Source organism: Cellulomonas sp. Marseille-Q8402 (genome assembly GCF_965119525.1).
Genome location: NZ_CBCPLX010000002.1, coordinates 1,009,962 through 1,036,830, shown reverse-complemented (window position 1 = coordinate 1,036,830; position 26,869 = coordinate 1,009,962). Strand labels below are relative to the sequence as shown.

Below are 26,869 nucleotides of genomic sequence, written 5' to 3'. Positions count from 1 at the left end.
GGTGCCCTCCCGGCCGCGCCGCCGCTCGGCGTCCCGCGTCGGCTGCGCGGCGCTGACCGCCGTCGTCCTGCTGGCCGGGGCGGTCGGCGCGGTGGTGTGGACCCTCGGCGGCACCGACGCGGCGTCGGCGTCCCGCCGGTGCACCGCGTCCGTCGACGGCACGGCGTGGGCGCTGTCCGCCGACCAGGCCGACAACGCCGCGCTGATCGCCGTCACCGCCGCGCACCGCGGGCTGCCCGCACGCGCCGCGACCATCGGGCTCGCGACGGCGCTGCAGGAGTCGCGGCTGATCAACATCGACTACGGCGACCGCGACTCGATCGGCCTGTTCCAGCAGCGGCCGTCGCAGGGCTGGGGCACCGTCGAGCAGATCATGGACCCCGTCTACTCCACGGGGAAGTTCTACGACGGCCTCGTGCAGGTGCCCGGGTACACCGAGCTGCCGGTCACCGAGGCCGCGCAGGCCGTCCAGCGCTCGGGCTTCCCCGACGCCTACGCCCAGCACGAGACCCGCTCGCGCGCGTTCGCCTCGGCGCTCACCGGCTGGTCCCCCGCCACGCTGCACTGCGACCTCGACCCCGCCGGGGCGACCGGTGACCCCGCCCTCGTCGCGGCTCGCGTCCAGCGCGACTTCGCCGGCAGCGTCTCGACCACGGTCGACGCGTCCGCCCCGGCCGGCGACGACGCCGGCACCGTGGTGCTGCTGGACCCCGCGGCGCTCACCGCAGCGACCGGCGGCGACCCCGTCCGCTCGGGGTGGGCCGTCGCGCAGTGGGCGGTCGCCGTCGCCGAGGCGCTGGAGGTGCAGGAGGTGGCCGTCGCCGAGAGCCGCTGGGTGCGCGGCGGCGACGGCTGGACCGCCGACGCCCCGACCCCGCTCCCCCCGGGCACCGTCGCCCTCACCCTCGCCCCCTGACCCACCCAGCCCCACCGCCCCCGCCCCGCCCCGCCCTCTGCCCTCCGCCCCGCCCCCGCCCTCGCCCCCGCCCTCGTCGCCCGATCGCCGAAGTAGTGCGGTCTCGCCGAGGTAGTGCGAGATCGCACTACCTCGGCGGGATCGCACTACCTCGCGGAACGGGGAGGTGAGGCGGGCGACGGGGGCCGGGGGCGGGGGCGCGTCAGCCGGGGGCGGGGGCGCGTCAGCCGGGGGCGGGGGCGGGTCAGCCGGGGGGCGGGGGCGGGTCAGCGGAGGGCGGCGAACGCGGTGATCTCGGCGCGGAGGGTCTCCGCCAGCGCTGCGAGGCCCTCCGTGCCGGAGTCCGCCCCGCCGGCCGCCGCGACCGCCACGGCCTCGACCTGGCCGGACATGCCCGCGACGATCTCGTCGATCCGCCCGATGGCCCGGACCGCCTGGTCCGCCGCGGCCTGCGCGGCGACGACCTGCCGGGCGATGTCGTCGGACCGTCCGGCGGAGTCGTCGGCGAGCGTGCGCACCTCCTCGGCGACCACGGAGAAGCCGCGGCCCGCGTCCCCGGCGCGCGCCGCCTCGATCGTCGCGTTGAGCGCAAGCAGCCGGGTGCGGCTCGCGATGGCCTTGACCAGACCGGCGGCCTCGTCGATCTGCCCGGACGAGTCCGCGAGCTCCCGCACGGTCCCCCGCGAGTCGCGCGCCGCCGCCGCGGCCTCCGCCGCCGCGGTCGCGAGGGCCGCGGCCGCACCGGCCAGGCCCTGCGCCGAGTCCGCCACCCGGGCGGCGACGGCGACCATCCGCTCGGCGAGGTCGGCCCGCTCGGCCCGGTCCCGCGCCGTGCGGGCGGCGGCGGTCTCGAGGTCGCCGCGGGCCGCGTCGATGCGCACGGCACCGTCCCGGAACGCGCCGGGCATCCCCCGGCGCAGGAACCGCCGGTGGAACCGCCCCTCGCCGGCGGCGACCAGCGACGCCTGCGACTCGCGCACGTAGCCGTCGACCAGATCGGCCACGCGGTTGAGGGCCGTGCGCGCCCGCTGCACCGCCGGGTCGCCGTCGAGCGCGGGCAGCCGGTCCTCGAGATCGCCCGAGGCGAGCCGGTCGCAGAACGCGGCGATGCGGTCGAGCGCGTCGCGCGTGGCGTCGTCCGCGTGCGGGTCGGCGCCGGACGTCCCGGACCGGCGCCGCAGCAGCGCGCTCACCGCGCACCCCCACGGGCACCATCGGCACCGTCGGCACCGTCGGCACCGTCGGCACCGTCGGCGTCGTCGCGGCCGGCGAGCGACCACACCCACGCGTCGTAGGTGGCGCCGGCGTCGGCGAGCGCCGCCTCCAGGGCACGCGTCCCCGCGGCGACCGCGTCCTGCGTGCCGGTCTGCGCGTCCTCGGCGGCGCGCACGCGCGCGTAGAGGTCGGCCACGGTCCGGCGCGTGCCCGGCGGCACCCAGCGGCGGCTGGAGTGGTACCCGACCACCGCCCCGTCCCGTCCGCGCGTCGCGGTGACGTGCGCGAGCACCCAGTAGTGCCCGCCGTCCGCCGCGAGGTTGACCACGTACGCGAACAGCTCCCGGCCGGTGGGGATGACGTCCCACATCAGCCGGAAGACGCTGCGCGGCATGTCCGGGTGCCGGATCAGGTTGTGCGGCTGCCCGAGGATCTGGTCCTCGGCGTAGCCGCTGACGCGCACGAACACGTCGTTCGCGTAGGTGACGACCCCGCGGGGGTCGGTCTTGGAGACGATGATCTCCTCGGGCCCGAAGGCTCGTTCGACGCCGGTCGGCCCCGCCGCGCGTCGCCCACGCACGGGTCCGGGCCGCCGGCTGCTGCCGCGCGTCCGCGCGGCCTCAGTGGGCGACATGCCTGCCTGATCGGCCCGGACTGCGGTGTTCTGACCGGTTCGTCCGGGCCGATCGAGTGCACGCGCTCGCCCGTCGCGTCAGCGCTCGGTGACCGCCACGTAGTCGCGCTCCGCGGAGCCCGAGTACACCTGGCGCGGGCGCCCGATCTTGGTCTGCGGGTCGCGCATCATCTCCCGCCACTGCGCGATCCAGCCGGGCATCCGGCCGAGCGCGAACAGCGGCGTGAACATGCGCTCGTCGAAGCCCATCGCCTTGTAGATCAGGCCCGTGTAGAAGTCGACGTTCGGGTACAGCTTGCGGGAGATGAAGTACTCGTCCGACAGCGCGATCTCCTCGAGGCTGCGCGCGATGTCCAGCAGCTCGTTGTTGCCGCCGAGCGCCGCGAGGACCGCGTCGGCGCTCTCCTTCACGATGGCGGCCCGCGGGTCGTAGTTCTTGTAGACCCGGTGCCCGAAGCCCATCAGGCGGACGCCCTGCTCCTTGTTCTTCACGCGGGTCATGAAGTCGGAGGCGTCGCCGCCGTTGGCCTGGATCTCGGCCAGCATCTTGAGCACGGCCTCGTTGGCGCCGCCGTGCAGCGGCCCGGACAGCGCGTTGATGCCGGCCGCCACCGACGCGTAGAGGTTGGCGTGGCTGGAGCCGACGATGCGCACGGTCGACGTCGAGCAGTTCTGCTCGTGGTCGGCGTGCAGGATCAGCAGCTTGTCCAGCGCCTGCACCACCGTCGGGTCGACGTCGTACTGCTGGTACGGCACCGCGAACGTCATCCGCAGGAAGTCCTCGATGTACCCGCGCGAGTAGTCCGGGTACAGCAGCGGCTCGCCGCGCGACGTGCGGTGCAGGTACGACGTGATCGTGCGCGTCTTGGCCAGCAGCAGCACCGTGGCGAGCTCGACGGTCTCGGGGTCGAACGGGTCGAGCGACTCCGGGTAGAACGTCGCGAGCGCGTTGATGGCCGAGGACATCACGGCCATCGGGTGCGCGCCGGACGGGAACGTCCCCATGAACGTGCGGAAGTTCTCGTGCACGAAGGTGTGCCGGTTGATCCGCTCGACGAACGCGTCGAGCTGGTCCGCGGTCGGCAGCTCGCCGTTGACCAGCAGGTAGGCGACCTCGAGGAACGAGGACTTCTCCGCCAGCTGGTCGATCGAGTAGCCGCGGTAGCGCAGGATGCCCGCGTCGCCGTCGATGTAGGTGATCTGCGACTCGCAGGACGCGGTGTTCATGAAGCCGGGGTCCACGGTGACCAGCCCGGTGTCGCGCAGCAGCGAGGAGACGACGACGCCGTCGTTGCCCTCGGTGGCGCGGACCACGGGGAGGTCGTGCGGGTTGCCGTTGACGACCAGCTGGACGGGCTCGGTGGCGACGTCGGACATGGCGCTCCTCCTCGGGCGGTGTGCGGGTGCGGACCTCGGTCCGGTCCCGCGAGGTCGTGCGTGCTCTCGGCTGCTCTCGGCCCGCTGCGGTGCGGGCGCGCCACGGGGGTGGCGGCGGCCTGCCCTGACGCTACTTCCCGTGCCGGGGGTGGACCATCCCGGACGGCGCCCAGCGGGCTGTGACTCGGGTCACAGGGCGGACAGGCGGGCGACCGCGGCGGCGATCCGCTCGTCGGTCGCGGTGAGGGCGACGCGGACGTGCCGCGGTGCCCCGTAGAACGACCCGGGCGCCACCAGCACGCCCCGGTCCGCGAGCCGGCCCACGGTGGTCCAGCAGTCGTCGTCGCCGGCCGCCGGGCGCGCCCAGAGGTAGAGGCCTGCGGCGGAGCGGTCGACCACGAGACCGGCGCCCTCGAGCGCACCGCGCAGCGCCGTCCGGCGGGTCCGGTACCGCTCCCGCTGCTCGGCCACGTGCGTGTCGTCGCCGAGCGCCGCGGTCATCGCCGCCTGCACCGGCATCGGCACGATCATCCCGGCGTGCTTGCGGGTCGCCAGCAGGCCCGCCACCACGACCGGGTCGCCGGCGGCGAACGCGGCGCGGTACCCGGCGAGGTTGGACTGCTTGGACAGCGAGTAGAGCGCGAGCAGGCCGGTGACGTCGCCGCCGGTGACGCGCGGGTCGAGCACGCTGGGCACGCCCGCGGTCGCCCACGGCTCGTCCCACGCGAGCTCCGCGTAGCACTCGTCGGACGCGACCAGGACCGGCCGGCCGGTACGGGCCGCCGCGGCGCGCGCTGCCTCGACCACGGCCCGCAGGTCGTCGACGCCCAGCACGCGACCGTCCGGGTTGCCCGGGGAGTTCAGCCAGACCAGCCGCACGCGGTCGCCGTCGGGCCCGGCCAGCAGGGCGACGGGGTCGTCGGTCGCGACCGGCTCGGCACCGGCCAGCCGGGCGCCGACGTCGTAGGTCGGGTACGCCGCGGCGGGGTGCGCGACCAGGTCGCCCGCGCCCAGGCCGAGCAGGGCGGGCAGCAGCGCGACCAGCTCCTTGGAGCCGACGGTCGGCAGCACGCCCGCGGGGTCCAGGCCGGGCACGCCGCGGCGGCGGGCGAACCAGGCGGCGACGGCCTCGCGCAGCGCCGGCGTCCCCCAGGTCTGCGGGTAGCCCGGCGCGTCGGCGGCGTCGGCGAGGGCGCGGCGCACCAGCTCCGGCGTCGGGTCCACCGGGGTGCCGACGGACAGGTCGACGATGCCGCCGGGGTGCGCCCGGGCGCGGTCGCCGTACGGGGTGAGCGTGTCCCAGGGGAAGTCCGGCAGCGCGCCGGTCAGCAGACCCACGCGTCAGTCGCCGTGCACCTGGAGGGGCAGCGTCGCGATGATCGGGTGGTCCTTGGGGATCTCGCCCATCTTGGCCGCGCCGCCCGGGGAGCCGAGGTCGTCGAAGAACTCGACGTTCGCCTTGTAGTACTCGCTCCACTGCTCGGGGACGTCGTCCTCGTAGTAGATGGCCTCGACCGGGCAGACCGGCTCGCAGGCGCCGCAGTCCACGCACTCGTCGGGGTGGATGTACAGCGACCGCTTGCCTTCGTAGATGCAGTCGACCGGGCACTCCTCGATGCACGCCTTGTCCTTGACGTCCACGCAGGGCTGGGCGATCACATAGGTCACGGTGCGTCCTCCACACGCCGCGACCTCGTCGGTCGGGCGCGGTCCGGGTTCGTTCGGTCGGCTGCTCCTAGTATCGCTCACCTGCGGACCGACGGCGCAGCCAGGAGACGGAGACCGGTGTGACCTTTCCCCCGAGCCCGAGCGCGAGCCCGGGCGGCACGGACGCGCAGCCATGGCGCGCGTGGCGCGTCGGCCAGCGGGTCGTGGTGCGGCGCCGCCTGCCCGCGGGCGAGCCGCAGCCCTACACCGACGTGCTGGGCGACCTGGTCGCGGTCGACGACGCCGGGGTGACCGTGCGCACCCGCGGCGCCGGTGACGTGCGGGTGCCCGGCGCCGAGATCGCGCTCGGCAAGGTGGTCCCGCCCGCTCCCCCGCGCCGCGAACGGCGCCGAGGCGCCTGAGGCGTCAGCCCGCCGGCGGCGCCGCGGCCGGGTCCGGCCCGCAGACCACGCGGTTCTGCGCCCGGTAGGTCCAGCTGAACGGCTCGGTGGCGACGACCTCGCCGTTGAGCCGGATCGTCCGGGTGACGGTGATCCGGAAGCCGGGGTTGCCCGCCGACTGCGGCGAGCAGGTCGCGGACTGCGAGTAGACGGTGGTCGGCTGGACGACGTTGGTCTTCGGCCCGGACTCGGAGGTGACCTCCCAGTACGGGGTGCCCCACAGCCGCACCCAGGTCTTGCCGTCGGCCACCCACGCCTGCACGAGCGCGCCGTAGGGCGTCGTGTTCTTCCACCGCATGTCGAGCGTGCCGGTGAACAGGGTCGCCTCGCGGCCGGCCGGGTACCGGGTGAACCACTCGGAGTGCGGCTTGTGCTCGACGTCCTCCATGCCGGCCTCGTAGGCGGCGTTGAAGGTCGTGGTCGACAGCTGCGACAGCCCGCCGCCCCAGGCGTCGGTGTGCTCGCCGTTGACGATGGCGCCCGCGGTGGTGAACCCGTGCGCGGCGTCGATCGGGCCGATCGCGTCGGTCAGGCTGAAGGTCTCCCCCGGTCGGACCAGGGTGCCGTTGATCGCGTTGGCCCCCGCGGCGATGTTCTGCGTGCGGCGCGTCTCGCTGGTCAGCGGGGTGGAGAACTCGGCGACGACCTGCGTGACGCCGAGCGCCTCCAGCGCCGCCGTCGTCTGGGCGGGGTCGGACTGGACCAGCTCCACCGTCGCCACGCGCTCGTCGTCCTGCGTGGCCGCGGAGACGGCGGCGGCCAGCGTCGCCGGGTCCAGCGTCGTGCCCGGCGTCCCCGGCACGATCACCGGGGCGTCGTTCTGGAACTCGAACCGGGCGTCGGAGGACACGGTGAGCAGGTTCGTCGAGCGCGCGAGCACCTGCTCCACCAGCGCCGCGCCGTCCATCTGCAGCGCGAGCTCCGAGTCCTGCGGCACGAACGAGGAGACCGTGGTCAGCACGTCGGCGGGCAGCTCGACGCGCTGGTCCGCCACCTGCACCGCGACCGGGCCGGCGGCGACGCGGGAGGCGACCTCCTGCAGCGCCGCCTCCGTCTCGTCCTGGGTGATGTCGGGCTCGACCACGTCGGTCGCCAGCTCCAGCGGCCGCGCGGCGGTCAGCCAGGAGTCGACCAGCGTGGCCCGCGCGGCGTCGTCGTCCAGGGCCCAGCCGTCGACGGCCTCGACGGCGTGCGGCTCCCCGTCGGCGAAGACGATGGACCCGTCCACCGGCGCGAGGGTCAGCGTCGCGGCCAGGTCCTCGAGGGCCGCGTCGAGCTGCGCGTCGTCGACGACCGTCACCGGCGCCTCGGCGCCGCCGCCGACCAGGTGCTGCCACAGCCGCTGCGGGCGCAGGTCCGCACCGGTCAGGCCGTCGACGGTCGCCTCGACGTCGAGCCGCAGACCGGCGGTCGTCGGGTCGACGGAGCCGGTGATCTCCTCCGCGCGGACCGGCACCGGCTCGGTGGCGAGGTCGCCCAGCTCGGAGGTCAGGGCGTCCTCGGCACGGGCCGCGGTCATGCCGCCCACGTCGACGCCGGCCACGGTGGTGCCGCGCGGGACCCGGTCGGCCAGCGCGTAGGCGGCACCGACGTACGCGCCACCCAGCACCACGACCACGCCGGCGACGACCAGCGTCGCGCGCAGCCAGCGGCGGCGGGGCTGGTCCGGCTCGAACTCGTCGAGCGGCGACCACGACCCGTCCGGGCCGTCGCCGTCCACGGTGGGCTCGGTGCCCTCCGCGCTGCCCTTCGTCATCCGGTTCCCCCTCGCGCGCAGCGGCGCGCATGCCGGGCGCCGCGACGGCCGATTCTACGGTCCCGACCCCCCGTCACGACGCCCGGGTGTCCCGTATGGGACGGTTCCCCAGGTCACGACTTGGCAACGACGGGCCGTCAGCGCAGGCCGCGCACCCGCCGGCGGAGGTGCACCAGGCTGCCCGCCTCCGGCTCGCCCTCCCGTGACTCGAGCACGTGCGCGACCACCACCTCGTGGTCGCCCGCCGGGACCACCTGCGCGGTGCGGCACTCGAACCACGCCGCGGCCCCCGTCACCCACGCGGCGCCCGAGCGCGGCGCCGGGGTGTGCGGCACCCGGTCCAGCTGGCCGATGGCGGGCCGCCCCGGCGACGCCAGCCAGTCGGCCACCGGCCCCTGGTCGTCGGCCAGCACGCTGACCGCCCAGGTGTCCACGTCGTCGAGCGCCTCGCGCAGCCGGGCGTCCTCGTGCACGCAGAGCAGCAGCATCGGCGGCTCCAGGGACACCGACGTCACCGCGCTGGCGGTCATCGCGTGGTCCATGCCGCGCCAGCGGACCGACACCACCACCACGCCGGCGGGCAGCCGGCCCATCGCCGCCCGGAACGCGTCCGTCGCCGCGACCCCGGTGGCGGCCGCGCCGTCGCCGTAGAGCGGGTCGACCTCGGTCACGGTGCGCTCGGCCGGCGGCGGAGCGGCACGTCGGCGAACCAGGCGCGCGGTGCGAGGGCCGCGGCGAGGGCCAGCCCGAGCGAGCCGATCGCCCACACCCAGCCGACGGCGCCGTCCGCCGGCACCAGGACGTCGCCGCCCGGCCCGCGACCCGACAGCACCTGCACCGTGGCGAACAGGCCGACCAGCAGCCCGACCGAGGCCACCCAGCCGCCCCAGGCGCGCACGACCACGGCCGCGGCGAGGACCAGCAGCAGGCAGACGACCACGCCCCACGGGCGCGTCGACCGGTGCATCACGGTGCCGACCGCACCGACGAGCACGCCGAGCAGCAGGGCGCCCAGCGCGCGGAGGACCATCGGGAGCGTCAGGGTCGGCACGGGCGCCAGGTTACCGCGCGGCCCTGCGCGGGCCCGCGCGCACCGAGCGCGCTCAGCGGCGGGACGCGCCCCGGGGCAGCGGGAGCGGTGCGGCCGGTGCGCGACCCGGGGCCCACCGGTACGACTCCTGCGGCAGCACCGGGGCCAGCACGAGGTTGGACAGCGCGTAGCAGGCGACGGCGTCGGGGTGGTCGAGCGCCGTGACCGCCTGCACCTGCGTGGCGTGCGCCCGCAGCGCGGCGAGCACGCGGTCCCGCACCGCGCGGGCGTCGACCTGCAGGTCCACCGGGCCGTCGACCGCCACGGACGGCAGCGGGCCGGCGGGGTCGGGCAGCACGAGCGGCCCCGCGCGGGTCGTGCGGCGGTCGTCCGCGTGCGCGGCTAGCACCGCTCGGGCGCCCGGGTCCGCGGCCAGCGCGGCGTACCCGGCGCGCAGCGCGGGCGCCGGGGCGACGGCCCACGCCACCGCGGGCGTCACGACGTCCGCGGCCAGCTCGACGGCGCGCGCCGTGACGTCGTGCGCGCGCACGTGGTCGGGGTGGCCGTAGCCGCCGCCCGGCTCGTAGGTCACCACGAGGTCCGGCCGGCGGTCCCGGATCAGCTGCGCCAGGCGCGCAGCGGCCTCGTCGACCGGTACGCCCACGAACGCGCGCGGCGGCAGGTCGGCCGCGGCACCGGCCCGCCCGGTCCCCACCCAGGCCATCCCGGAGTCCTCGTACCGCACCGCGCGCGCCGAGCCGGCGAGCGGGAGGGCGTCCAGGAACGCGTGGTCCGCGCCGAGGGCGCGGACGGCCGCGGCCACCTCGTGCTCGCGGTGCGCGGCCAGGGCCGGGCCGTCCCCCTCGAGGTGCGCGAGCGGGGCGCCGATCACCTCGCCGCGCTCCCCGCGGGTGCACGTCACGACGGTCGCGGGCAGCCCGGCGGCGGCCCAGGTGGCGAGCAGCGCGCCGGTCGACAGGGTCTCGTCGTCCGGGTGCGCATGCACCGCGAGCACGCCACCCGTGACGGGCGACGTGCTCGCGATGGCGCTCATGCCGGAGGCGTCAGGCGCGCTTGGTCCGCGCGACGGCGCGGGCGCGCTCCGTCTGGTCGAGGATCACCTTGCGGATGCGGACGACCTCGGGGGTCACCTCGACGCACTCGTCCTCACGCGCGAACTCCAGCGACTCCTCGAGGGTCAGGTGCCGCGGCGGCACCAGGTTCTCGAAGTTGTCCGCGGTGGCCGACCGCATGTTGGTGAGCTTCTTCTCCTTGGTGATGTTGACGTCCATGTCCTCCTGGCGGGAGTTCTCGCCGACGATCATGCCCTCGTAGACCTCCTGCGTGGGGTCGACGAAGAACGAGCCGCGCTCCTGCAGGTTGATCATGGCGAACGGCGTCACGACGCCCGCGCGGTCGGCGACGAGCGAGCCGGAGATCCGGGTCTCGATCGTCCCGGCCCACGGCTCGTAGCCCTCGGCGATCGACGACGCGATGCCGGTGCCGCGGGTGTCCGTGAGGAACCGGGTGCGGAAGCCGATGAGGCCGCGGGACGGGACCAGGAACTCCATGCGGACCCAGCCGGTGCCGTGGTTCGACATGGTCTCCATGCGGCCCTTGCGCTGCGCGAGCAGCTGGGTGACCGCGCCGAGGTACTCCTCGGGGACGTCGATGGTCATGCGCTCGACCGGCTCGTGCACCTTGCCGTCGATCTTCTTGGTGACGACCTGCGGCTTGCCGACGGTGAGCTCGAAGCCCTCGCGCCGCATCTGCTCGACGAGGATCGCCAGCGCCAGCTCGCCGCGGCCCTGGACCTCCCAGGCGTCGGGGCGGTCGGTCGGGACGACGCGGAGCGAGACGTTGCCGATCAGCTCCGAGTCGAGGCGGTCCTTGACCTGGCGGGCGGTGACCTTGTGGCCCTTGCCGCCCTTGCCGGCCAGCGGGGACGTGTTGATGCCGATGGTCATCGAGATCGCCGGGTCGTCGACCGTGATCAGCGGCAGCGGACGCGGGTCGTCGGGGTCGGTCAGCGTCTCGCCGATGGTGATGTCGGCGATGCCCGCGACGGCGACGATGTCACCGGGGCCGGCCTTGTCCGTCGGCACGCGGTCGAGCGCCTTCGTCTCGAGCAGCTCGGTGATGCGGACGTTCTGCATCGTGCCGTCGTGGCGCGCCCAGGCGACGGTCTGGCCCTTGGTCAGCTCGCCGTTGAAGATGCGCAGCAGCGCGAGGCGGCCGAGGAACGGCGACGCGTCGAGGTTGGTGACGTGCGCCTGCAGCGGCGCGCCCTCGGTGTAGGTCGGGGCCGGGATCTTCTCGAGGATCGTCGCGAACAGCGGCTCGAGGTCCTCGGAGTCCGGCAGCCCGCCGTCGGCCGGCTGGGTCAGCGACGCGCGGCCCGCCTTGGCGGCGGCGTAGACGACCGGGACGTCGAGGATCGCGTCGAGGTCCAGGTCCTCGACCTCGTCGTGCAGGTCGGAGGCCAGGCCCAGCAGGAGGTCGGTCGCCTCGGCGACGACGTCCGTGATGCGGGAGTCGGGGCGGTCGACCTTGTTCACCACGAGGATGACCGGCAGCTTCGCGGCGAGCGCCTTGCGCAGCACGAAGCGGGTCTGGGGCAGCGGGCCCTCCGACGCGTCGACCAGGAGCACGACGCCGTCGACCATCGACAGGCCGCGCTCGACCTCGCCGCCGAAGTCGGCGTGGCCCGGGGTGTCGATGACGTTGATGGTGATGCCGCCGGGCTCGCCCACCGAGGCCGCCGCGGGGCCGGCGTACCGGACCGCGGTGTTCTTGGCGAGGATGGTGATGCCCTTCTCGCGCTCCAGGTCGCCGGAGTCCATCGCGCGCTCGTCCACGTGGGCGTGCGCGCCGAAGGCGCCGGACTGGTGGAGCATGGCGTCCACGAGCGTGGTCTTGCCGTGGTCGACGTGGGCGACGATCGCGACGTTGCGCAGATCGCCGCGCACCCGGGTGCCGTCGGGCACAGACATGTCAGGACTCATTCCGCGAGGGGTGAAGTGTGAGGGCGCGACGACGTCGAGCGCCGATCAAGTGTACGCGCACGCGCGCCCCGGCACGAGAGGGTGCTCGTGCCGGGGCGCGCGGGGTGGTGCGGGGGCTGGTCAGACGCCCGATCCGCCGCGGGGGCGGATGTTGCCCTCGTAGCTGCCCTTGTTCTCGACCTCGGCGTCCTCGAAGGCCTGGACCCGCAGCCCGTCGGCCAGCGCGGTGGCGCCCGGCGCGGGCGTGCCGGCGGCCGCGGCCAGCAGCCGGTCGCGCTCCTCGCGGCGCAGCTTCTGCTCCGCGGGGTTCGGCACCGGGACGGCGGCGAGCAGGCGCCGCGTGTAGTCCTGCTGCGGGCTGCGCAGGATCTGCGCGCGGGGGCCGACCTCGACCAGGTCGCCCTTGTTCATCACGGCGATCCGGTTGGACAGGATCTCCACCACCGCGAGGTCGTGGCTGATGAACAGGCACGCGAAGCCGTACTCGCGCTGCAGCTCCTGGAACAGCTCCAGCACGCGGGCCTGCACGGACACGTCGAGCGCCGAGGTCGGCTCGTCCGCGATCAGCAGCTTGGGCGACAGGGCCAGGGCGCGGGCGATGCCGACGCGCTGGCGCTGGCCGCCGGACAGCTCGTGCGGGTAGCGGTTCCGCATGGCGCGGGGCAGGTGCACCCGGTCCAGCAGGCTCTCGACCCGGCGGTCCAGGTCCGCGCCGGTCGCGACCTTGTGCAGCTTGAGCGGCTCCCCGATCGACTCGCCGATCGGCAGGCGCGGGTTCAGCGAGGAGCCCGGGTCCTGGAACACGATCGACACGTCCTGGCGGACCGCGCGCAGGTCCTTGGGCTTCACGCCGGCCAGCTCGACGCCGTTGACCTTGAGCGAGCCGCCCGCGACCGGGAGCAGGCCCACGGCGGCGCGGCCGACGGTCGTCTTCCCGGAGCCCGACTCGCCGACCAGGCCGACGACCTCGCCCTTGCCGATGGTCAGGTCGATGCCGTTGATCGCCCGGAAGGCCGGGACGCGGCCGCGGCCCGGGTACTCGATGACCAGGCCCTCGGCCTCGAACGCGAACCCGGTCTGCGTGGTGTCCAGGGTGCCGGGCCGCTGCAGGGGCTGGCCGAGCGGCCGCTCGGAGACGTGCAGCGCGGCGGTGCCCTCGGCCTCGGCGACCGGGTGGTCGCCGTTCAGCCCGGCGGCCGCGAACGTCTCGGAGCCCAGGTGCGGGACCGCGTCCAGCAGCTGGCGGGTGTACGTGTGCTGCGGCCGGTTGAAGATCTCGTCCGAGGTGCCGGACTCGACCACGCGGCCGTTCTTCATCACCATCACGCGGTCGGACAGGTCCGCGACCACGCCCATGTCGTGGGTGATGAGGATGATGCCGGCGTCGACGCGGTGCCGCAGGTCGCGCATCAGCTTGAGGATCTCGGCCTGCACCGTCACGTCGAGGGCCGTGGTCGGCTCGTCGGCGATCAGCAGCTTCGGCTCGCAGGCGAGCGCCTGGGCGATCATCGCGCGCTGGCGCTGGCCGCCGGAGAGCTGGTGCGGGTACTTGTCGACGGCCTCGTCCGGGTTCGGCAGGTCGACCATGCGCAGCAGCTGGACGGCGCGTGCGCGGGCCTCCTTCGGGCTCATCTCGAAGTGCACGCGCAGCGTCTCGACGATCTGGAACCCGATCGTGTAGACGGGGTTCAGGGCCGTCATCGGCTCCTGGAAGATGACCGCGACGTCCTTGCCGCGCACGCCCGAGAGCTGCTTGTGGTTCAGCCCGAGCAGCTCGCGGCCGGCGAGCCGCGCGGAGCCCTCGGCCCGGCCGTTCGGCGGCAGCAGGCCGATGAGCGACATCGACGACTGGGTCTTGCCGGAGCCGGACTCGCCGACGATCGCGAGCACCTCGCCGGGGCGGACGTCGTAGTTGACGTCGACGGCGGCCGGGAACCACTCGCCGTCGACGAAGAACTCCACCGTGAGGTCGCGGACCTCGAGGATCGGGGCCTTGGCGTCGACCGGGGGCGTACCCGGGGCAGAGGCGGTGTCAGTGGTCACGGTTCACGAGATCCTTCCGTGGGGCGAGCCCGAGGGGTGCGGGCCGCGCGACGTCGAGACGGGCGGGAGTCCCCTGGTCTGGGACGATGTCCGCATGGTCTCGGCGGACGTGGTGGAGTACAGGCCGGCCTTCGGCCGGGTTCTTGCGGTGGTCGTGGCGACGCTCGGTGGCGGTGGCCTCGTGGCCGGCCTGGTGGCCGACCCGGGTGCGACGTGGCCCTTCGTGGCGCCGGTGCTGCTGGGCGTCGCGCTGGTCTGGGCCGCCTACTGGCGTCCCGCCGTGCTGATCAGCCCCGCGGGGGTCGAGCTGCGCAACGTGACCCGGACGATCGAGCTGCCCTGGCCGACGATCCAGCGCGTGGACACCCAGTACGCCCTCACGCTGCACACCGCCTACGGCGACTACGCGGCGTGGGCCGCACCCGCGCCAAGCCGGACCCGCGTGACGGTGTCCGGCGCGGACGACGCCGCGCACCTGCCCGGGTCGAGCTACGGCGCCGGCGGCAGCATCCGCCCCGGCGACCTCGCGTCGAGCGCCTCGGGTCAGGCGGCGATCATCGTGCGCACCCGCTGGGAGGAGCTGCGCGACGCCGGCCTGCTGGACGACCCGCGCGTCGAGCGCGCCCGGCCGCGGGTCCGCTGGCACGTCGGCACGCTGGCCGCGATCGTCGTGCTGATCGCGGCCAGCGCGCTGACCGTCGCGCTGTGACACTCAGGCGCTCGCCGTGGTCCGGGCCCCGGCGTCGGCCCGGCGGGCGTCCGCCTTCGACAGGGCCCGCTTGGTCGGGATGCGGCGCTGCCGCGGGTCGAACGCGTCGCGCAGGCCGTCACCGATGAAGTTCACGCACAGGGCGATCGCCACGATGAACAGACCGGGCCACCAGAACAACCAGGGCCGGGTGGCGAAGGCCGACTGGTACTCGTTGATGAGCTGGCCCAGGCTGACCTCGGGGCTGCTGATGCCGAACCCGAGGTAGGACAGCGCGGTCTCCAGCAGGATCGCGGAGGCCATGAGCAGCGTCGCGTTGACGATGATCACGCCGACGGCGTTCGGCAGGATGTGCTTGAACATGATCCGGAAGCTCGACGCCCCGGCCACGCGCGCGGCGTCCACGAACTCCCGCTCCCGCAGGGTGAGGAACTGCCCGCGCACCAGGCGCGCCATGTTGGTCCACGTCACGAGCGAGAGGGCGATCGCCAGGGTCCACGGGTTCGCCCCGCCGACCAGCACGCCGAGGATCGCGCCGATCATGATGACCGGGACGGTGATGATCATGTCGGTGAACCGCATGAGCAGGTTGTCCCAGCGGCCGCGGAAGTAGCCCGCCAGCGCGCCCACGACGACACCGATGGTCGTCGAGAGCAGGCCGATCACGACCATGACGGTCAGCGACTGCTGCGTGCCGCGCATGACCATCGCGAAGCCGTCGTGGCCGATGTTGTCCTGGCCGAACGGGTGCGAGCCGATGTGGAACCCGCCGTCGAAGCCCATGGTGGGCGCGCCGCCGGCGTTCACGATGTCGCTCGTCTCGCGGTAGTTGTACTGCCACCAGCCGGGGATCGGGCCCCAGCCGATGGACGTGGTCACCAGCAGGACGATCGCGGCCAGCACGACCGCCGAGATCATCGCGCCGCGGTGGCGCAGGAACCGGCGCAGGACGATGCGGCCCTGCGAGAGGCCCTCGACCTCCTTGAGCTCGATGGCGTTCTCGACGTTCTCCGCCGGGTCGACGATGCCCTCGCGGGGCTCGAGAGGGGGCTGGATGCTCATGCGTTGACTCGAATCCGGGGGTCGAGCGCCGCGTACACGAAGTCCACGACGATGTTGGCCAGGACCAGGAGCGTGCCCGTCACGAGGAAGTACCCCATGATCGGGTCGGCGTCCTTGTCGGCCAACGACTTGATGAACAGCTGGCCCATGCCGCTCCAGCCGAAGATCCGCTCGGTGATGATGGCGCCGCCGAACAGCGCGGCGATGTCCAGCGGCACGATGGTGGCCAGCGGGATCAGCGCGTTGCGGAACGCGTGCCGGACCGTCACGACGCGCTCGGGCAGGCCCTTGGCGCGCGCGGTGCGGATGTAGTCCTGGTTCATCACCTCGAGCAGGCTGGCGCGGGAGTACCGCGTGTAGCTCGCGAACGAGACGAGGATCAGGGCGATCGTCGGCAGCACCAGGTGCGTGTACTTGTCGAGCGTCTGCACCCAGAAGTCGCCGCCCAGACCCGGGGTCTGGGAGCCGATCGTCGCGATCGGGCGGCCGTTGATCTTGGACGCGTCGGAGTACTGCTCCCACACCCGCATGACGCGGTCGACGAAGATCAGCGCGCCGACGAAGAGGCCCGTGATCATGGCGCCGCGGATGGAGACCTTGCGGTCCATCCCGCCGTACAGGTAGCCGACGACGCCGGCGACCGCGAGCGTGACGAGGGCCAGGCCGCCGATCAGCAGCCAGGAGGCGTTCACGAACGCGTACTGCAGCGGGTAGTACAGCGCGACCCCGAGGGCGACGACGGTGAGCGAGGAGTACAGCGCCCGCCGGTCGCGCAGGCCCGCCGACAGGGCGGTCACCGCGAACGCGACGCCCACGCCGAGCGCGCCGATCACGACCGGGCCCAGGCTCGGGTCCGTCAGCCAGTCGCTGGTCGAGACGAAGAACAGGATGCCGGCGGTGGCCAGCAGGCTGGCGCCGAACGCGATCCAGCGCGTGCGCGTGCTCCCGCCGATGACCGACGACCAGATCACGCCGGAGATCACGGACAGCAGCGCGATCCACAGCGGTGGCACGTGCGGGTCCGCGAGGAAGTCGTTGAAGCCGATGGCGCCCCAGAGCTTGAGGAGCACCGCGACCCAGAAGGACGGCAGCGAGTACAGCACGAACGACATGAACGTGACGCTGTAGTCGAAGCGCGTGTACTGGCGCAGGGCCGACACGATGCCGACGAGGACGCCGAGGCCGATCGCGAGGAACGTGGACGCGGCCACGAGCTGCAGCGTGCTCGGGATGGCGCCGCTCAGCAGCGACGGGACCGACTGCCCGGTCCGCCAGCTGGTGCCGAAGTCGCACTGGCCGATGACGCAGCCGCCGATGCCGGCCAGCCACTTGAGGTAGCGGATGACGGGCGGGGTGTCGAGGTCGAGCGCGTCGATGCGCGCCGCGATCAGCGCCTCCTTGTTGGGGGCGGTGCTGGTGCGCAGCTCCTCGAGGGGGTCGAGCGAGTAGGCCAGGAGCATGTAGACGATGAACGTCGCTCCGAGCAGCACGACCGCGGAGGAGAGCAGGCGCCGGCCGAGGAACGTCAGCGTCGGTGCGCTGGTGCGCCACCAGGGACGACGTGCCGGTTCCGGCGCCCCGGCCACGGCGGGCACGCCGGTGGCACGGGTAGGGGCAGAGGTGGCCATAGGGTCCTTGACCTCACGGGAGGGGATGACTCGCGATGGGCGATTCTACGCGTACCGGATAGGGGACGCTGATCGCCGGCCCTCGTGGGGCGGAGCGAGCTCGGGCTGGTGCGGGCTGAGCAGGATCGGCACGCCGACGGGGGCACTGCGGCGGTGTGGCCGCAGTGCCCCCGTCGGGTGGAGACCTGGGTCGGTCAGATCACGGCGTCACTCGGACGCGGTGATCTCCCAGTCCCAGTAGTTCCAGAAGATCGTCGGCGAGAGCGCGATGGTCGAGACGCCCTGGAGGACGTCGCGGTGCGCGACCACACCGGGGAACTGGAAGAGGTTGACGCCGAACGCGTCCGCGTTGAGCAGCTTCTCGATCTCGATCGTCAGCTCGGTCTCGCGCTCGGGGTCCGTGTTGGTCGACATCTCGCCGTAGAGCGCGTCCACCTCGGGGTTGGCGTACCCGCCGAAGTTGTTGACGCCACCCTCGATGTAGTTCGCCTCGGAGTTCAGGGCGAACGTGTTGGTCGACTGCCAGCCGAAGAGCGACGCGTCGTACGTGCCGCCACCGAGCAGCGAGCTCCAGTTGTCGTCACCGTTGTCGATGACGTTGAAGCCGGCCTGCGCGGCCGAGGCCGCGATCAGCTGGTACTCGTTGGCACGACGCACGTTGGACTTGCCGTAGAGGAAGCGCACGTCCACCGGGGTGGCGACGCCGGCCTCGGCGAGCAGGGCCTGGGCACCGGCGACGTCCACGTCCGCGAACGCCTCGGAGCCGTTGGCCGCGATGACCTCGTCGTACGTCGGCGAGCCCGGGACCACGGTGAAGGAGTCACGCGTGGTGGCGTCCTCCTGCAGCGGGAGGACCAGCTTCTCCAGGATCTCCTGGCGCGGGATGACCTTGAGGAACGCCTCGCGGACCTTGCGGGCCTTCTCGGCGTCGCCGCCGTAGGTGGCCGGGTCGAACGGGCCGCCGTTGTTGAAGGTCAGGTCGACGTGCTCGTAGGTGCCCTCGGGCGCCGTCTCGTACGTGATGCCGTCGATGCCCTCGAGGGTCTGCAGCACGTCCACCGACGACTGCGGCGCGATGAGGTCGACCTCACCGTTCTGCAGCGCGGTGACCGCGGCCAGCGGGTCCTCGGTGTAGCGGATGGTGATCTCGTCCACCTTGGGCTCGGGGCCCCAGGTGTAGTCCTCGTTCTTCGTCAGCGTGACGTACTGGTTCTCGACGAAGTCGGAGATCACGTACGCGCCGTAGGAGAGGTAGAGGCGCTCGTCGTCGGGCAGCGACGTGAAGTTGAAGCCGTTGTTCCACGTCTCGGCGATCGGGGCGAGCGCGGCCGCGTCGTTGTTCTTGAACGCGTCGATCAGCGCCTGCTTCGCCTCGGCCGGGTCGTCCAGGCCCAGGGCGATCTCGGCCACCGCGTGCGCCGCGATGGGCGACGGCTGGCTCATCGAGACCTCCCAGTCGGAGCGGGGCTCCGTGTAGTGGAAGGTGACCGAGCGGTTGTCGTCGCTGATCTCCGGGAACTCGGTGATCAGGTTCATCGCCTCGGACGAGGAGTCGAAGTACACCTGGCCCTCGGCGGTCGAGACCGTGCCGTCCTCGGCGGTCTCCGACTCCTCGGTGGTGTCGAACATGTCGTTCTGCGCGCCCCACCACAGGATCATGTCCGCGGCGTCCACCGGCTCGCCGTCGGACCAGGTGACGCCCTCGTTGATCGTGTACTTGACGACGAGCGGGTCCTCGGACTCCACCTCGTAGGTGCCGAAGTCCTCGTTCTTCGCGAGGTTCAGGTCACCGTCGTAGTAGTTGAAGAACGAGGTCATCAGATAAATGATGTTCGCGTTCGCCGTGGCGTTGCCGTTCGACGTGAGGTTGTTCGTCGAGAACATCGGCTGGTTCCAGCTGACGTTGACCGACGTGGTCTCGTCGATCTCGCTCTCCGTCGCCGGGGCCGAGCACGCGGTGAGCACGAGGGCCCCCGACGCCGCGACGGCCAGGACGGCGCTTGTTCGCCTGATCTTCAATGTTCCTCCTGTGAAGGTGGCGCCCAGCGTCACTCGCCGTCCCGAGCCACCCCCGAGGGGTCGTCCCGAGCACGGCAGACGCACGGTCCCGCCATGGATGGGGCAACGCTAGAGGCCCCACTCAGGACAAAATGGACACAGCCCCCCTGATCGGCCGATCGTTACCGGATCGATACTGAGCAGTAGTGTCCAGCATTCAAGACGCTACATGCCCGTAACCTCCGGGAAACATGCGCGTCCGGCCGTCCGCGCCGCCGACGGAGCCCGTCCTGGGGCCATCGGCTCAGCGCGGGCGAGGGGTTCTGTGGTAAGGGACCGGCCGCTCCTGCCGCGTCAGACCGCCGCGGCTGCCGCGTCAGACCGCCGCGGCGACGCGGACCGCCTCGACGTTGAGGACGTTGCCGTCCGGGTCGGCGAACCACACGGACCGCATCCCGTTGTCGCTGAGCACGCCGTCCTCCCAGGTGCCGGACGGCAGCTCGAAGGTCTGGAACGTGATGCCCTGCGCGCGCAGGGCGGCGACCTCCTCGTCGAAGGCCTGGTCGGCGACCTGGAAGGACACGCTCGTGGCCTTGTTCGTCCCGGCGTAGGAGGACGGGTAGACGAGCATCGCGCCCTGCTTCGTCGCGTACACGACGCCCATCGTGTCGTCGAGGCCGGGCATCTCCGTCTGCCGGAAGCCCAGGACCTGCTCGTAGAACTGGCGCGCCCGCGCCACGTCGCTCACCGCGAGGCAGGGCATCGCGGGGTGGTCGGAGAGCATCACGCCTCCATCGCGGGCCGGGCGACCGTCGTCCGGCCGGCACCCGCGAGCGTAGGTCCGGTGCCTCGCAGCGCCGGCGCCCGCGTCAGGCCGGGCCGGCGCCGGCCCGGCCGCGCCGCCGGTAGGCCCGCGCCTTCATCACGTCCCCGCACTCCCCCATCGAGCACCACCGGCCCGACCGGTTCCGGGAGGCGTCGTGGTAGACCCACTGGCAGTCGGGGTTCGCGCAGGCCTTGAGCCGCGCCCACTCCCCCGTGGCCACCGCCCGGTGCAGCGCCGCGAGCACCCCCGCCACCAGCGCGCGGTCGCCGGTCGTCCCGGGCGCGGGGACGAGCCGGACCCCGACGCCGCCGGGATCGAGCACCAGCGGGTGCTCGGCGGCGACGGCGGCGAGGGTCGTGCCGTCCCCCCGGGTCAGGTAGTCCCGCAGCGCGTCCCGCACCGCGACGAGGGTGTCGGGCCCCGCGCCCCGGAGCCGGTCGACCCCGTGGAACCGGTCGTCGGTGTTGAGGAGCGCGCGCAGAGCCTCGGTCCCGTCCGGCGCCACCCCGGGCTCCGTGCCGCGCTGCACCCAGCGGTCGAGCGCGCTGAGCGCCACCGTGCTCGGAGCCTTGACGTCGGACATGCCCGTGAGGATAGTCGTCACCACCGTACCGAGTACACCGGTGACGTCGCCACGACGGCACCCCTGCTGAGAGCGAGCTCGACGATGACCGCCAGCACCGACCGCCGCGCGGCGGACCTCCCCGGTTGCGACACCTCCGGGCTGATCCACGTCCACCAGCTGTTCCGCCGGGCCTTCACCGACGCCCCGGTCCTCGTCCGCGGCGTCGCCGAGGGCGACACCGCCCGGGTGCGCGTCGTCGCCGCGCACGTCCGCGAGGTCGCCGGCGGCCTGCACCACCACCACGAGGGCGAGGACCTCCTCCTCTGGGACACCCTCGAGGAGCGCTCCCCCGGCTGCGCCCTGCACGTCGGGCTGATGCGCGCCCAGCACGGCGCGGTCGCTGACCTGCTGGCGGATATCGATGCCGCGCTGCCCGCCTGGGAGGCCGACGCGTCGGCGGACGCGCGCGACGAGGTCGCACGGCGGCTGGACGCGCTGCACCGGCTGCTCGTCCAGCACCTCGGCGAGGAGGAGGAGCGGATCCTGCCGACGGCCTCGAGCGTGATGTCCCAGCGCGAGTGGGACCAGCTGCACGAGCACGGCATGGCGGCGATCCCCCGCGACCGGATGCTCATCCAGCTCGGGTGGATCCTCGACGCCGTCCCCCCGGCCGAGCGCGCGGGCTGGCTCCGCACCAACCTGCCCGCGCCGGCCCGCCTGCTGTGGCACGTCGTCGGGCGACGGACGTTCGCCGCGCACCGGGCGCGGGTCTACGGGGTGCCCGTCCGCGGGTGACCCGGTGCGACCCGTCAGGATCGGAGAAGCCTCGCGGGGTGCCGGCTCCCTAGCCTGGGCGGGACGGATGACGACCTCCTGCACGAGGAGACCCGAGATGGCCACCACCGAGACGACCAGCGGCTTCACCGCCGAGGAGCGCGCCGCCATGAAGGAGCGGGCCCAGGAGGTCCGCGCGACGAAGCGCCCCGGAAAGGCGAAGGCCGACCCCGGGGCCGAGCTGCTCGCGAAGATCGCCGAGATGCCCGAGGACGACCGCGTCATGGCGGAGCGGGTGCACGCCCTCGTCCGCGAGGCCGCCCCCGGCCTCGAGCCGCGCACCTGGTACGGGATGCCCGCCTACGCCCGGGACGGCAAGGTCGTGTGCTTCTTCCAGCCCGCGAGCAAGTTCAAGGCCCGCTACGCGACCCTCGGGTTCAACGACGACGCCCGGCTCGACGACGGCGCGATGTGGCCGACGGCGTACGCGCTGACCCGCGTCACGGACGTCGAGGCGGAGCAGATCCGGGTGCTCGTGGCGCGGGCCGCGGGCGACGCCTGAGGCGCGGCCGCTCAGGCGCCGGTGAGCTTCGCGATCCGGTCCGGCTCGGGGCCGGTGCCGTCGTTCCAGCCGAGCAGCGCCCCGATCATGCGGCGCGGCTCGGTGATGTTCTCGTGGTTCACGACGGCGGCGGCGGCCTGCTGCGCCGTGTCGCCGCCGCGGAGCAGCGCGAGCGCGGCGACCTCGGGGCTGCCCGGCGCGGGCGCGGTCCAGCCCAGCAGCACGCCGAGCATCCGGCGGCACTCGTTCAGGCTCTCGGCCTCGGCGGGGGTGAGGGACACGTCGGCCTCCAGGGGTAGGGCGATCGGGGCGTCGGAGACGTGCTCGTCGAGGCGCGGCCGGTACTCGAAGTGCCACGCCTCGCGGTTGGTGCGGACCCACCCGTACGCGTGCCCGCGCCGCTCGAACCAGTCGCGCGGGTTCTCGCCCTCGTCCGGGATGTCGAGCCCCATCCCGACCTCGTGCTTCGACGTCCCCGGCTTCGACGCGAGCGCGCCGGTGCCGGCGAGGAAGGCGGCGTACAGCTGCGCCTGGAACTCCCGGGACCGCCACGCCGTCGTGATGCCCTCGGGGGCCCCGTCCCGGCGGCAGTGCAGGTAGGACACGGCGGCGTCCGGCGCGAGGAAGGCGCCACCCCCGACGTGCGTCAGGTTCGCCATCGCACCGCCTCCGGTCCGGGTGCGCGGATGAGCTCGTGCTCACGCTAGACCTCGGCGTCGCGAGGCTCCGGCGGCCGTGCCCCCGAGGCGGCGGGTCGCTCGGGCCGACGCGCTCAGCCCGGGCCGAGCACCGGGCCCGCCGCGGGCGGCGCGGTGCTGCCCTTCAGCTCGACCAGCACCACCCGGGTCGGCGTCGTCCCGGTGTTCTCCCCCGTGTGCTCCTGCGCGGGCAGCCACACCACGGCGCCCTGCGGCAGCTCCACGTCGCGCTCGCCCTGCGACCCGCTGAGCCGGCGCCGGAACGCGGACTGCGTGAGCATGACGCTGTCCGGGTGGACGTGCGGCGTCGTGCGGTCGCCCGGCTCGTCCTGGTACTGCAGGACCCGGACGAGCGCGTTCTCGAAGACGACGGCGTAGTGGTCGGGATTCGTCACGACCGGGTCGAGAGCCATCTCCGTCATGGTCCTCGTGCGGCGGCGCCCCGTCCAGGGCCCCGACCCGGCGGTCAGACGTTGAAGCGGAACTCCACGACGTCGCCGTCGGCCATGACGTAGTCCTTGCCCTCGATGCGCGCCTTGCCCGCGGACCGAGCGGCCGCCACGGAGCCGGCCTCGACCAGGTCGTCGAAGCTGATGACCTCGGCCTTGATGAAGCCCTTCTGGAAGTCCGTGTGGATGACACCCGCCGCCTGCGGCGCGGTCCAGCCCTGGTGGATGGTCCAGGCGCGGGACTCCTTCGGACCGGCCGTCAGGTAGGTCTGCAGGCCGAGGGTGTGGAAGCCGACCCGGGCGAGCTGGTCGAGGCCGGCCTCGTCCTGGCCGTTGTCCGCGAGCATCTCCTTGGCCTCGTCGGGCTCGAGCTCGACCAGGTCGGACTCGAACTTCGCGTCGAGGAAGATCGCGTCGGCCGGGGCGACGAACGCGCGCAGCTCGTCCTGCATCGCGGTGTCCGCCAGGCCGGCGTCGTCGGTGTTGAAGACGTAGATGAACGGCTTCGCGGTCATGAGCTGCAGCGACGCGAGGTCGGCCAGGTCGATGCCGGCGGCCTTCGCGCCCTGGAACAGCGTCTGGCCGGACTCGAGCACGGCCTGCGCGGCCTGCGCCGCGGCGAGCTCGGCGGGGTCCGCCTTCTTGATGCGGACCTCCTTCTCGAGCCGCGGCACGACCTTCTCGAGCGTCTGCAGGTCGGCCAGGACCAGCTCGGTGTTGATCGTCTCGATGTCGTCCTTGGGCGAGACGCGGCCGTCGACGTGCACGACGTCGGGGTCGGCGAACGCGCGGGTCACCTGGCAGATGGCCTCGGCCTCGCGGATGTTCGCGAGGAACTTGTTGCCGAGCCCCTCGCCCTCGCTGGCGCCCTTGACGATCCCGGCGATGTCGACGAACGACACCGTGGCGGGGAGGATCTTCTCGCTGCCGAAGATCTCCGCGAGCTTCTCGAGCCGCGGGTCGGGCAGGGGCACGACCCCCACGTTGGGCTCGATCGTCGCGAACGGGTAGTTCGCCGCGAGGACCTGGGCGCGGGTGAGCGCGTTGAAGAGCGTGCTCTTGCCGACGTTGGGCAGGCCGACGATGCCGATGGTGAGTGCCACGGGCGACCATCCTAGGGGTCCGCGGCCCGGCGTGGAGCCTGCGCGCCCGGCTCAGGCGAAGGAGCGGATGGTCTGCAGCAGCTCGGGCGCCCGCTGGTCGTACACCCGCGCACCGGCCCGGATCCCGAGCAGCAGCACCGCGGCGCCCACCCCGAGGCCCACGACCAGCGCCAGGACGTCGAGCAGGAGGACGTCGGTGAGCACCGCCACGACGCCGAGGGCGATCGTCGGGACGCACAGCGCGAGCAGCACGAGCATGCCGACGGTCTGCGAGAGCATCACCGCGAACGACGACCCCTGCGGCGTGGAGAACGGGTTGTCCCCCGGCTTGGGCACCGGGTAGACGACGCGGGCGGAGTACACGGACGACGCCCCGATGCCCACGGCCAGCACCCCGAGGGACATGCCGAGCACCGGGAGCGTCGCGTCCCAGCGGTCGCTGACGCCGAGGACCAGGACGTCGGTGGCGAGCACGACCACGCCGCCGACCAGGAGGCCGGCGAGCGCCCGCCCCGCGCGGTCGACGCGGCCGTCGATCGGCGCGGCGAGGTGCGTCCAGAAGGCCGTGTCGTCGTACGCGACGTCCGCACTGAGCGACCAGCCCATGACGAAGGCGACGAGCACCCCCGCGCCGAGCAGCGCGTCGCCGCCCCGGCCGAGGAACCAGAGGAGCAGCACCAGGACCGGCACCACCGCGACCGCCGCCGCGTAGCGGGAGTCGCGCAGCCAGTAGGTGAGGCAGCGGGCGGCGACGGCCCCCGTCGGGGTGGCGGGCAGGCGGCCGAAGAACCCGAGGCCCGCGCTGCGTGCCACGTGGCCGCTGCCGCCGGGCCGCACCAGCGCCGCCGAGAGCGCCCGGTCCCAGACGAGCACCAGCACGCCGAGCGTCCCGAGCGCGAGCGCGAGCTTGGCGACCGCCGCGAGCCACGCCCCGCCGGCGACGTCGGCGGCGAGCGCCCACGGCGCTCCGAGCGGCGTCCAGCCGGCGACCACCGCGGCCTCGGGGAGCGCCTCGGCGACGGCCGACAGGCCCGCGGTGACGCCGAGCAGGATGGGCCCGGCCAGCATCAGCGGGACGATGGCCAGCACGGCCGCGACCTCCCGGAACCGGCGGCCGCCGACCAGCGGGGCGAGCAGCGTCGTCACCGTCCGGGAACCGACCACGCAGAGCGCGACCCCCAGCGCCCCGCCGAGCAGGCCCGCGGCGAGCGCGGCCGGCCGCTGCCACCAGGCCAGCGCGGACGCGGCGCCCAGCAGCACCGTGGCGGCCCCCGGCACGCCGACCAGGCCCGCGAGGGTCAGCCCCGTCAGCAGGTGCCGGCGGCGCAGCGGGAACAGGCGGAACCGCTCCGGGTCCAGCGTGCTGTCGACGCCGAACGCCACCAGCGGCAGCAGCCACCACCCCGCGACCAGCAGCGTCCCCGCCAGGACGACGACCGTGCGGGCCAGCTCCGGGTCGTCCTGCGCGCCGAGCACGACCAGCCCGGCGGTCGCGAGCCCGACGAGGAACAGCGCGTAGGCGACGGACAGCAGCAGGCCGATCAGCTTCCACACGCTGCGCCGCAGACCGTTGCGCAGCAGGGCCAGCTTCAGTCGGACGAGGTGCGCAGCCACGCCAGCGCCCCCTCCGTGCGGCGACCCCCGACCAGCTCCACGAAGCGGTCCTCGAGCGTGGCCCCGGCGCGGACCTCCGCGATCGGCCCCTGCGCGAGCACGTGCCCGCCGGCGATCACGGCGACGTGGTCGCACATCCGCTGCACCAGGTCCATGACGTGCGAGGAGACGACCACCGTGCCGCCGCCCGCGACGTAGGACGCGAGGATGTCGCGGATGTTCGCGGCGGACACCGGGTCGACGGCCTCGAACGGCTCGTCCAGCACGAGCACCCGCGGGGCGTGCACGAGCGCGCAGGCCAGGGCGACCTTCTTGGTCATGCCGGCCGAGTAGTCCACGACGAGGGTGTCCGCGTCGGCGGCGAGGTCGAACGTCCGCAGCAGGTCCGCGGTGCGGTCCCGCACGACGTCGCGGTCCAGGCCGCGCAGGAGGCCGGCGTAGGTGACCAGCTGCGCGCCGGTGAGCCGGTCGAACAGCCGCACGCCGTCGGGGAGCACGCCCAGCAGGGTCTTGACCGCGAGCGGGTCGGCCCACAGGTCGTGGCCGCGCACGAGCACGCGCCCGAAGTCCGGGCGGAGCAGGCCGGTCGCCATCGACAGCGTCGTGGTCTTGCCCGCGCCGTTCGGCCCGACCAGCCCGTAGAACGACCCGGACGGCACCTCCAGGTCGACGCCCGCGACCGCGATCTTCTGGCCGAAGCGCTTCCAGACGCCCTGGATCGACAGGGCGGGTGGTGCGACCGGGGCCGTCATCGCCCCAGCATAGGTGCGTGCGTGTCGGTGGTGCCTGGCAATCTG

The 26,869-nt window shown here is 73.7% G+C and carries 26 protein-coding genes; 5 read left to right on the top strand and 21 right to left on the bottom strand.

The annotated features are described in order from the left end of the window. The first annotated feature begins 1 nt into the window (after nt 1). Nucleotides 2-916, top strand: coding sequence for a hypothetical protein (locus ACWPWW_RS15710; protein WP_454051276.1), 915 nt, complete (start codon nt 2-4; stop codon nt 914-916). A gap of 266 nt (nt 917-1,182) precedes the next feature. Here ACWPWW_RS15710 and ACWPWW_RS15705 read toward each other — a convergent pair whose 3' ends face one another. The 5 genes from ACWPWW_RS15705 to fdxA form a co-directional block, all read right to left on the bottom strand. Next, a complete protein-coding gene (locus ACWPWW_RS15705) occupies nt 1,183-2,109 on the bottom strand; it encodes a methyl-accepting chemotaxis protein (protein ID WP_454051275.1) in 927 nt (308 codons plus the stop codon). After that, the gene (locus tag ACWPWW_RS15700) at nt 2,106-2,765 is read right to left on the bottom strand and encodes a PAS domain-containing protein (protein WP_454051274.1); all 660 of its coding nucleotides are present in this window, start codon (nt 2,763-2,765) and stop codon (nt 2,106-2,108) included. The genes ACWPWW_RS15705 and ACWPWW_RS15700 overlap by 4 nt, the downstream gene beginning before the upstream one ends. A 78-nt stretch (nt 2,766-2,843) precedes the next feature. Beyond that, on the bottom strand, nt 2,844-4,142 hold the full coding sequence (locus tag ACWPWW_RS15695) for a citrate synthase (RefSeq protein WP_454051273.1): 1,299 nt from the start codon (nt 4,140-4,142) through the stop codon (nt 2,844-2,846). A 189-nt stretch (nt 4,143-4,331) separates the two neighbouring features. After that, nucleotides 4,332-5,480 carry a succinyldiaminopimelate transaminase gene (dapC, locus tag ACWPWW_RS15690; protein ID WP_454051272.1) on the bottom strand — a complete coding sequence of 383 codons (1,149 nt, stop codon included), beginning with the start codon at nt 5,478-5,480 and terminating at the stop codon, nt 4,332-4,334. 3 nt (nt 5,481-5,483) lie between these two features. Then, nucleotides 5,484-5,810, bottom strand: a complete 327-nt coding sequence (fdxA, locus tag ACWPWW_RS15685) for a ferredoxin (protein ID WP_454051271.1) — start codon at nt 5,808-5,810, stop codon at nt 5,484-5,486. Between the two features lie 119 nt (nt 5,811-5,929). On the opposite strand from fdxA, the gene ACWPWW_RS15680 reads away from it, so the two are divergent. Next, complete coding sequence (locus tag ACWPWW_RS15680; protein ID WP_454051270.1) at nt 5,930-6,211, top strand: putative acetyltransferase; 282 nt, start codon at nt 5,930-5,932, stop codon at nt 6,209-6,211. A 4-nt stretch (nt 6,212-6,215) separates the two neighbouring features. Here the strand turns inward: ACWPWW_RS15680 and ACWPWW_RS15675 are convergent, their stop codons facing one another. The 6 genes from ACWPWW_RS15675 to ACWPWW_RS15650 form a co-directional block, all read right to left on the bottom strand. Then, a complete protein-coding gene (locus ACWPWW_RS15675) occupies nt 6,216-8,006 on the bottom strand; it encodes a VanW family protein (RefSeq protein ID WP_454051269.1) in 1,791 nt (596 codons plus the stop codon). A gap of 137 nt (nt 8,007-8,143) precedes the next feature. Then, entirely contained in the window at nt 8,144-8,677 is a 534-nt protein-coding gene (locus tag ACWPWW_RS15670; protein WP_454051268.1) for a flavin reductase family protein, read from the bottom strand. Then, the gene (locus tag ACWPWW_RS15665) at nt 8,674-9,057 is read right to left on the bottom strand and encodes a hypothetical protein (RefSeq protein ID WP_454051267.1); all 384 of its coding nucleotides are present in this window, start codon (nt 9,055-9,057) and stop codon (nt 8,674-8,676) included. The genes ACWPWW_RS15670 and ACWPWW_RS15665 overlap by 4 nt, the downstream gene beginning before the upstream one ends. Before the next feature lie 52 nt (nt 9,058-9,109). Further along, on the bottom strand, nt 9,110-10,090 hold the full coding sequence (locus ACWPWW_RS15660; protein WP_454051266.1) for a PIG-L family deacetylase: 981 nt from the start codon (nt 10,088-10,090) through the stop codon (nt 9,110-9,112). 10 nt (nt 10,091-10,100) lie between these two features. Next, nucleotides 10,101-12,029 carry a translational GTPase TypA gene (gene typA / locus ACWPWW_RS15655; protein WP_454051265.1) on the bottom strand — a complete coding sequence of 643 codons (1,929 nt, stop codon included), beginning with the start codon at nt 12,027-12,029 and terminating at the stop codon, nt 10,101-10,103. A gap of 132 nt (nt 12,030-12,161) precedes the next feature. Further along, entirely contained in the window at nt 12,162-14,084 is a 1,923-nt protein-coding gene (locus ACWPWW_RS15650; RefSeq protein ID WP_454051264.1) for an ABC transporter ATP-binding protein, read from the bottom strand. A gap of 94 nt (nt 14,085-14,178) precedes the next feature. Here ACWPWW_RS15650 and ACWPWW_RS15645 point away from each other — a divergent pair, with 94 nt between their 5' ends. Then, a complete protein-coding gene (locus ACWPWW_RS15645) occupies nt 14,179-14,793 on the top strand; it encodes a PH domain-containing protein (RefSeq protein WP_454051263.1) in 615 nt (204 codons plus the stop codon). A 3-nt stretch (nt 14,794-14,796) separates the two neighbouring features. On the opposite strand, the gene ACWPWW_RS15640 is transcribed toward ACWPWW_RS15645, so the two are convergent. The 5 genes from ACWPWW_RS15640 to ACWPWW_RS15620 all read right to left on the bottom strand — a co-directional run bounded on the left by ACWPWW_RS15640 (nt 14,797) and on the right by ACWPWW_RS15620 (nt 20,890). Then, the gene (locus ACWPWW_RS15640) at nt 14,797-15,855 is read right to left on the bottom strand and encodes an ABC transporter permease (RefSeq protein ID WP_454051262.1); all 1,059 of its coding nucleotides are present in this window, start codon (nt 15,853-15,855) and stop codon (nt 14,797-14,799) included. Further along, nucleotides 15,852-17,483, bottom strand: a complete 1,632-nt coding sequence (locus ACWPWW_RS15635) for an ABC transporter permease (RefSeq protein ID WP_454051261.1) — start codon at nt 17,481-17,483, stop codon at nt 15,852-15,854. The genes ACWPWW_RS15640 and ACWPWW_RS15635 overlap by 4 nt, the downstream gene beginning before the upstream one ends. Before the next feature lie 207 nt (nt 17,484-17,690). Continuing rightward, complete coding sequence (locus tag ACWPWW_RS15630; protein ID WP_454051260.1) at nt 17,691-19,535, bottom strand: ABC transporter family substrate-binding protein; 1,845 nt, start codon at nt 19,533-19,535, stop codon at nt 17,691-17,693. Nucleotides 19,536-19,857: 322 nt separating this feature from the next. Next, entirely contained in the window at nt 19,858-20,265 is a 408-nt protein-coding gene (locus tag ACWPWW_RS15625) for a VOC family protein (protein ID WP_454051259.1), read from the bottom strand. An 85-nt stretch (nt 20,266-20,350) separates the two neighbouring features. Continuing rightward, nucleotides 20,351-20,890, bottom strand: a complete 540-nt coding sequence (locus ACWPWW_RS15620; RefSeq protein ID WP_454051258.1) for a CGNR zinc finger domain-containing protein — start codon at nt 20,888-20,890, stop codon at nt 20,351-20,353. 84 nt (nt 20,891-20,974) lie between these two features. Between ACWPWW_RS15620 and ACWPWW_RS15615 the strand changes: the two genes are divergently transcribed. Together ACWPWW_RS15615 and ACWPWW_RS15610 are read left to right on the top strand one after the other, a co-directional pair. Continuing rightward, nucleotides 20,975-21,667, top strand: coding sequence for a hemerythrin domain-containing protein (locus ACWPWW_RS15615; RefSeq protein WP_454051257.1), 693 nt, complete (start codon nt 20,975-20,977; stop codon nt 21,665-21,667). A 97-nt stretch (nt 21,668-21,764) separates the two neighbouring features. Beyond that, entirely contained in the window at nt 21,765-22,208 is a 444-nt protein-coding gene (locus tag ACWPWW_RS15610; RefSeq protein WP_454051256.1) for an iron chaperone, read from the top strand. 11 nt (nt 22,209-22,219) lie between these two features. Here ACWPWW_RS15610 and ACWPWW_RS15605 read toward each other — a convergent pair whose 3' ends face one another. The 5 genes from ACWPWW_RS15605 to ACWPWW_RS15585 form a co-directional block, all read right to left on the bottom strand. Beyond that, nucleotides 22,220-22,867, bottom strand: coding sequence for a D-alanyl-D-alanine carboxypeptidase family protein (locus ACWPWW_RS15605; RefSeq protein ID WP_454051255.1), 648 nt, complete (start codon nt 22,865-22,867; stop codon nt 22,220-22,222). 113 nt (nt 22,868-22,980) lie between these two features. Next, complete coding sequence (locus ACWPWW_RS15600; protein WP_454051254.1) at nt 22,981-23,328, bottom strand: cytoplasmic protein; 348 nt, start codon at nt 23,326-23,328, stop codon at nt 22,981-22,983. A gap of 44 nt (nt 23,329-23,372) precedes the next feature. Beyond that, nucleotides 23,373-24,458, bottom strand: coding sequence for a redox-regulated ATPase YchF (gene ychF / locus ACWPWW_RS15595; RefSeq protein WP_454051253.1), 1,086 nt, complete (start codon nt 24,456-24,458; stop codon nt 23,373-23,375). A 51-nt stretch (nt 24,459-24,509) separates the two neighbouring features. Continuing rightward, nucleotides 24,510-26,072 carry a hypothetical protein gene (locus tag ACWPWW_RS15590; protein ID WP_454051252.1) on the bottom strand — a complete coding sequence of 521 codons (1,563 nt, stop codon included), beginning with the start codon at nt 26,070-26,072 and terminating at the stop codon, nt 24,510-24,512. Further along, the gene (locus ACWPWW_RS15585; RefSeq protein WP_454051251.1) at nt 26,048-26,824 is read right to left on the bottom strand and encodes an ABC transporter ATP-binding protein; all 777 of its coding nucleotides are present in this window, start codon (nt 26,822-26,824) and stop codon (nt 26,048-26,050) included. Before ACWPWW_RS15585 ends, ACWPWW_RS15590 begins: the two co-directional genes overlap by 25 nt. Between the last annotated feature and the right edge of the window lie 45 nt (nt 26,825-26,869).

What these genes read in the sequence shown, in the direction of transcription:
- ACWPWW_RS15640 (WP_454051262.1), bottom strand. Translation starts at nt 15,855, where the DNA reads ATGAGCATCCAGCCCCCTCTCGAGCCCCGCGAGGGCATCGTCGACCCG.
- typA (WP_454051265.1), bottom strand. Translation starts at nt 12,029, where the DNA reads ATGTCTGTGCCCGACGGCACCCGGGTGCGCGGCGATCTGCGCAACGTC.
- ACWPWW_RS15700 (WP_454051274.1), bottom strand. Translation starts at nt 2,765, where the DNA reads ATGTCGCCCACTGAGGCCGCGCGGACGCGCGGCAGCAGCCGGCGGCCC.
- ACWPWW_RS15620 (WP_454051258.1), bottom strand. Translation starts at nt 20,890, where the DNA reads ATGTCCGACGTCAAGGCTCCGAGCACGGTGGCGCTCAGCGCGCTCGAC.
- ACWPWW_RS15645 (WP_454051263.1), top strand. Translation starts at nt 14,179, where the DNA reads ATGGTCTCGGCGGACGTGGTGGAGTACAGGCCGGCCTTCGGCCGGGTT.
- ACWPWW_RS15610 (WP_454051256.1), top strand. Translation starts at nt 21,765, where the DNA reads ATGGCCACCACCGAGACGACCAGCGGCTTCACCGCCGAGGAGCGCGCC.
- ACWPWW_RS15585 (WP_454051251.1), bottom strand. Translation starts at nt 26,824, where the DNA reads ATGACGGCCCCGGTCGCACCACCCGCCCTGTCGATCCAGGGCGTCTGG.
- ACWPWW_RS15660 (WP_454051266.1), bottom strand. Translation starts at nt 10,090, where the DNA reads ATGAGCGCCATCGCGAGCACGTCGCCCGTCACGGGTGGCGTGCTCGCG.
- ACWPWW_RS15635 (WP_454051261.1), bottom strand. Translation starts at nt 17,483, where the DNA reads ATGGCCACCTCTGCCCCTACCCGTGCCACCGGCGTGCCCGCCGTGGCC.
- ACWPWW_RS15625 (WP_454051259.1), bottom strand. Translation starts at nt 20,265, where the DNA reads ATGCTCTCCGACCACCCCGCGATGCCCTGCCTCGCGGTGAGCGACGTG.
- ACWPWW_RS15695 (WP_454051273.1), bottom strand. Translation starts at nt 4,142, where the DNA reads ATGTCCGACGTCGCCACCGAGCCCGTCCAGCTGGTCGTCAACGGCAAC.
- ACWPWW_RS15675 (WP_454051269.1), bottom strand. Translation starts at nt 8,006, where the DNA reads ATGACGAAGGGCAGCGCGGAGGGCACCGAGCCCACCGTGGACGGCGAC.
- ACWPWW_RS15605 (WP_454051255.1), bottom strand. Translation starts at nt 22,867, where the DNA reads ATGGCGAACCTGACGCACGTCGGGGGTGGCGCCTTCCTCGCGCCGGAC.
- ACWPWW_RS15600 (WP_454051254.1), bottom strand. Translation starts at nt 23,328, where the DNA reads ATGACGGAGATGGCTCTCGACCCGGTCGTGACGAATCCCGACCACTAC.
- ACWPWW_RS15615 (WP_454051257.1), top strand. Translation starts at nt 20,975, where the DNA reads ATGACCGCCAGCACCGACCGCCGCGCGGCGGACCTCCCCGGTTGCGAC.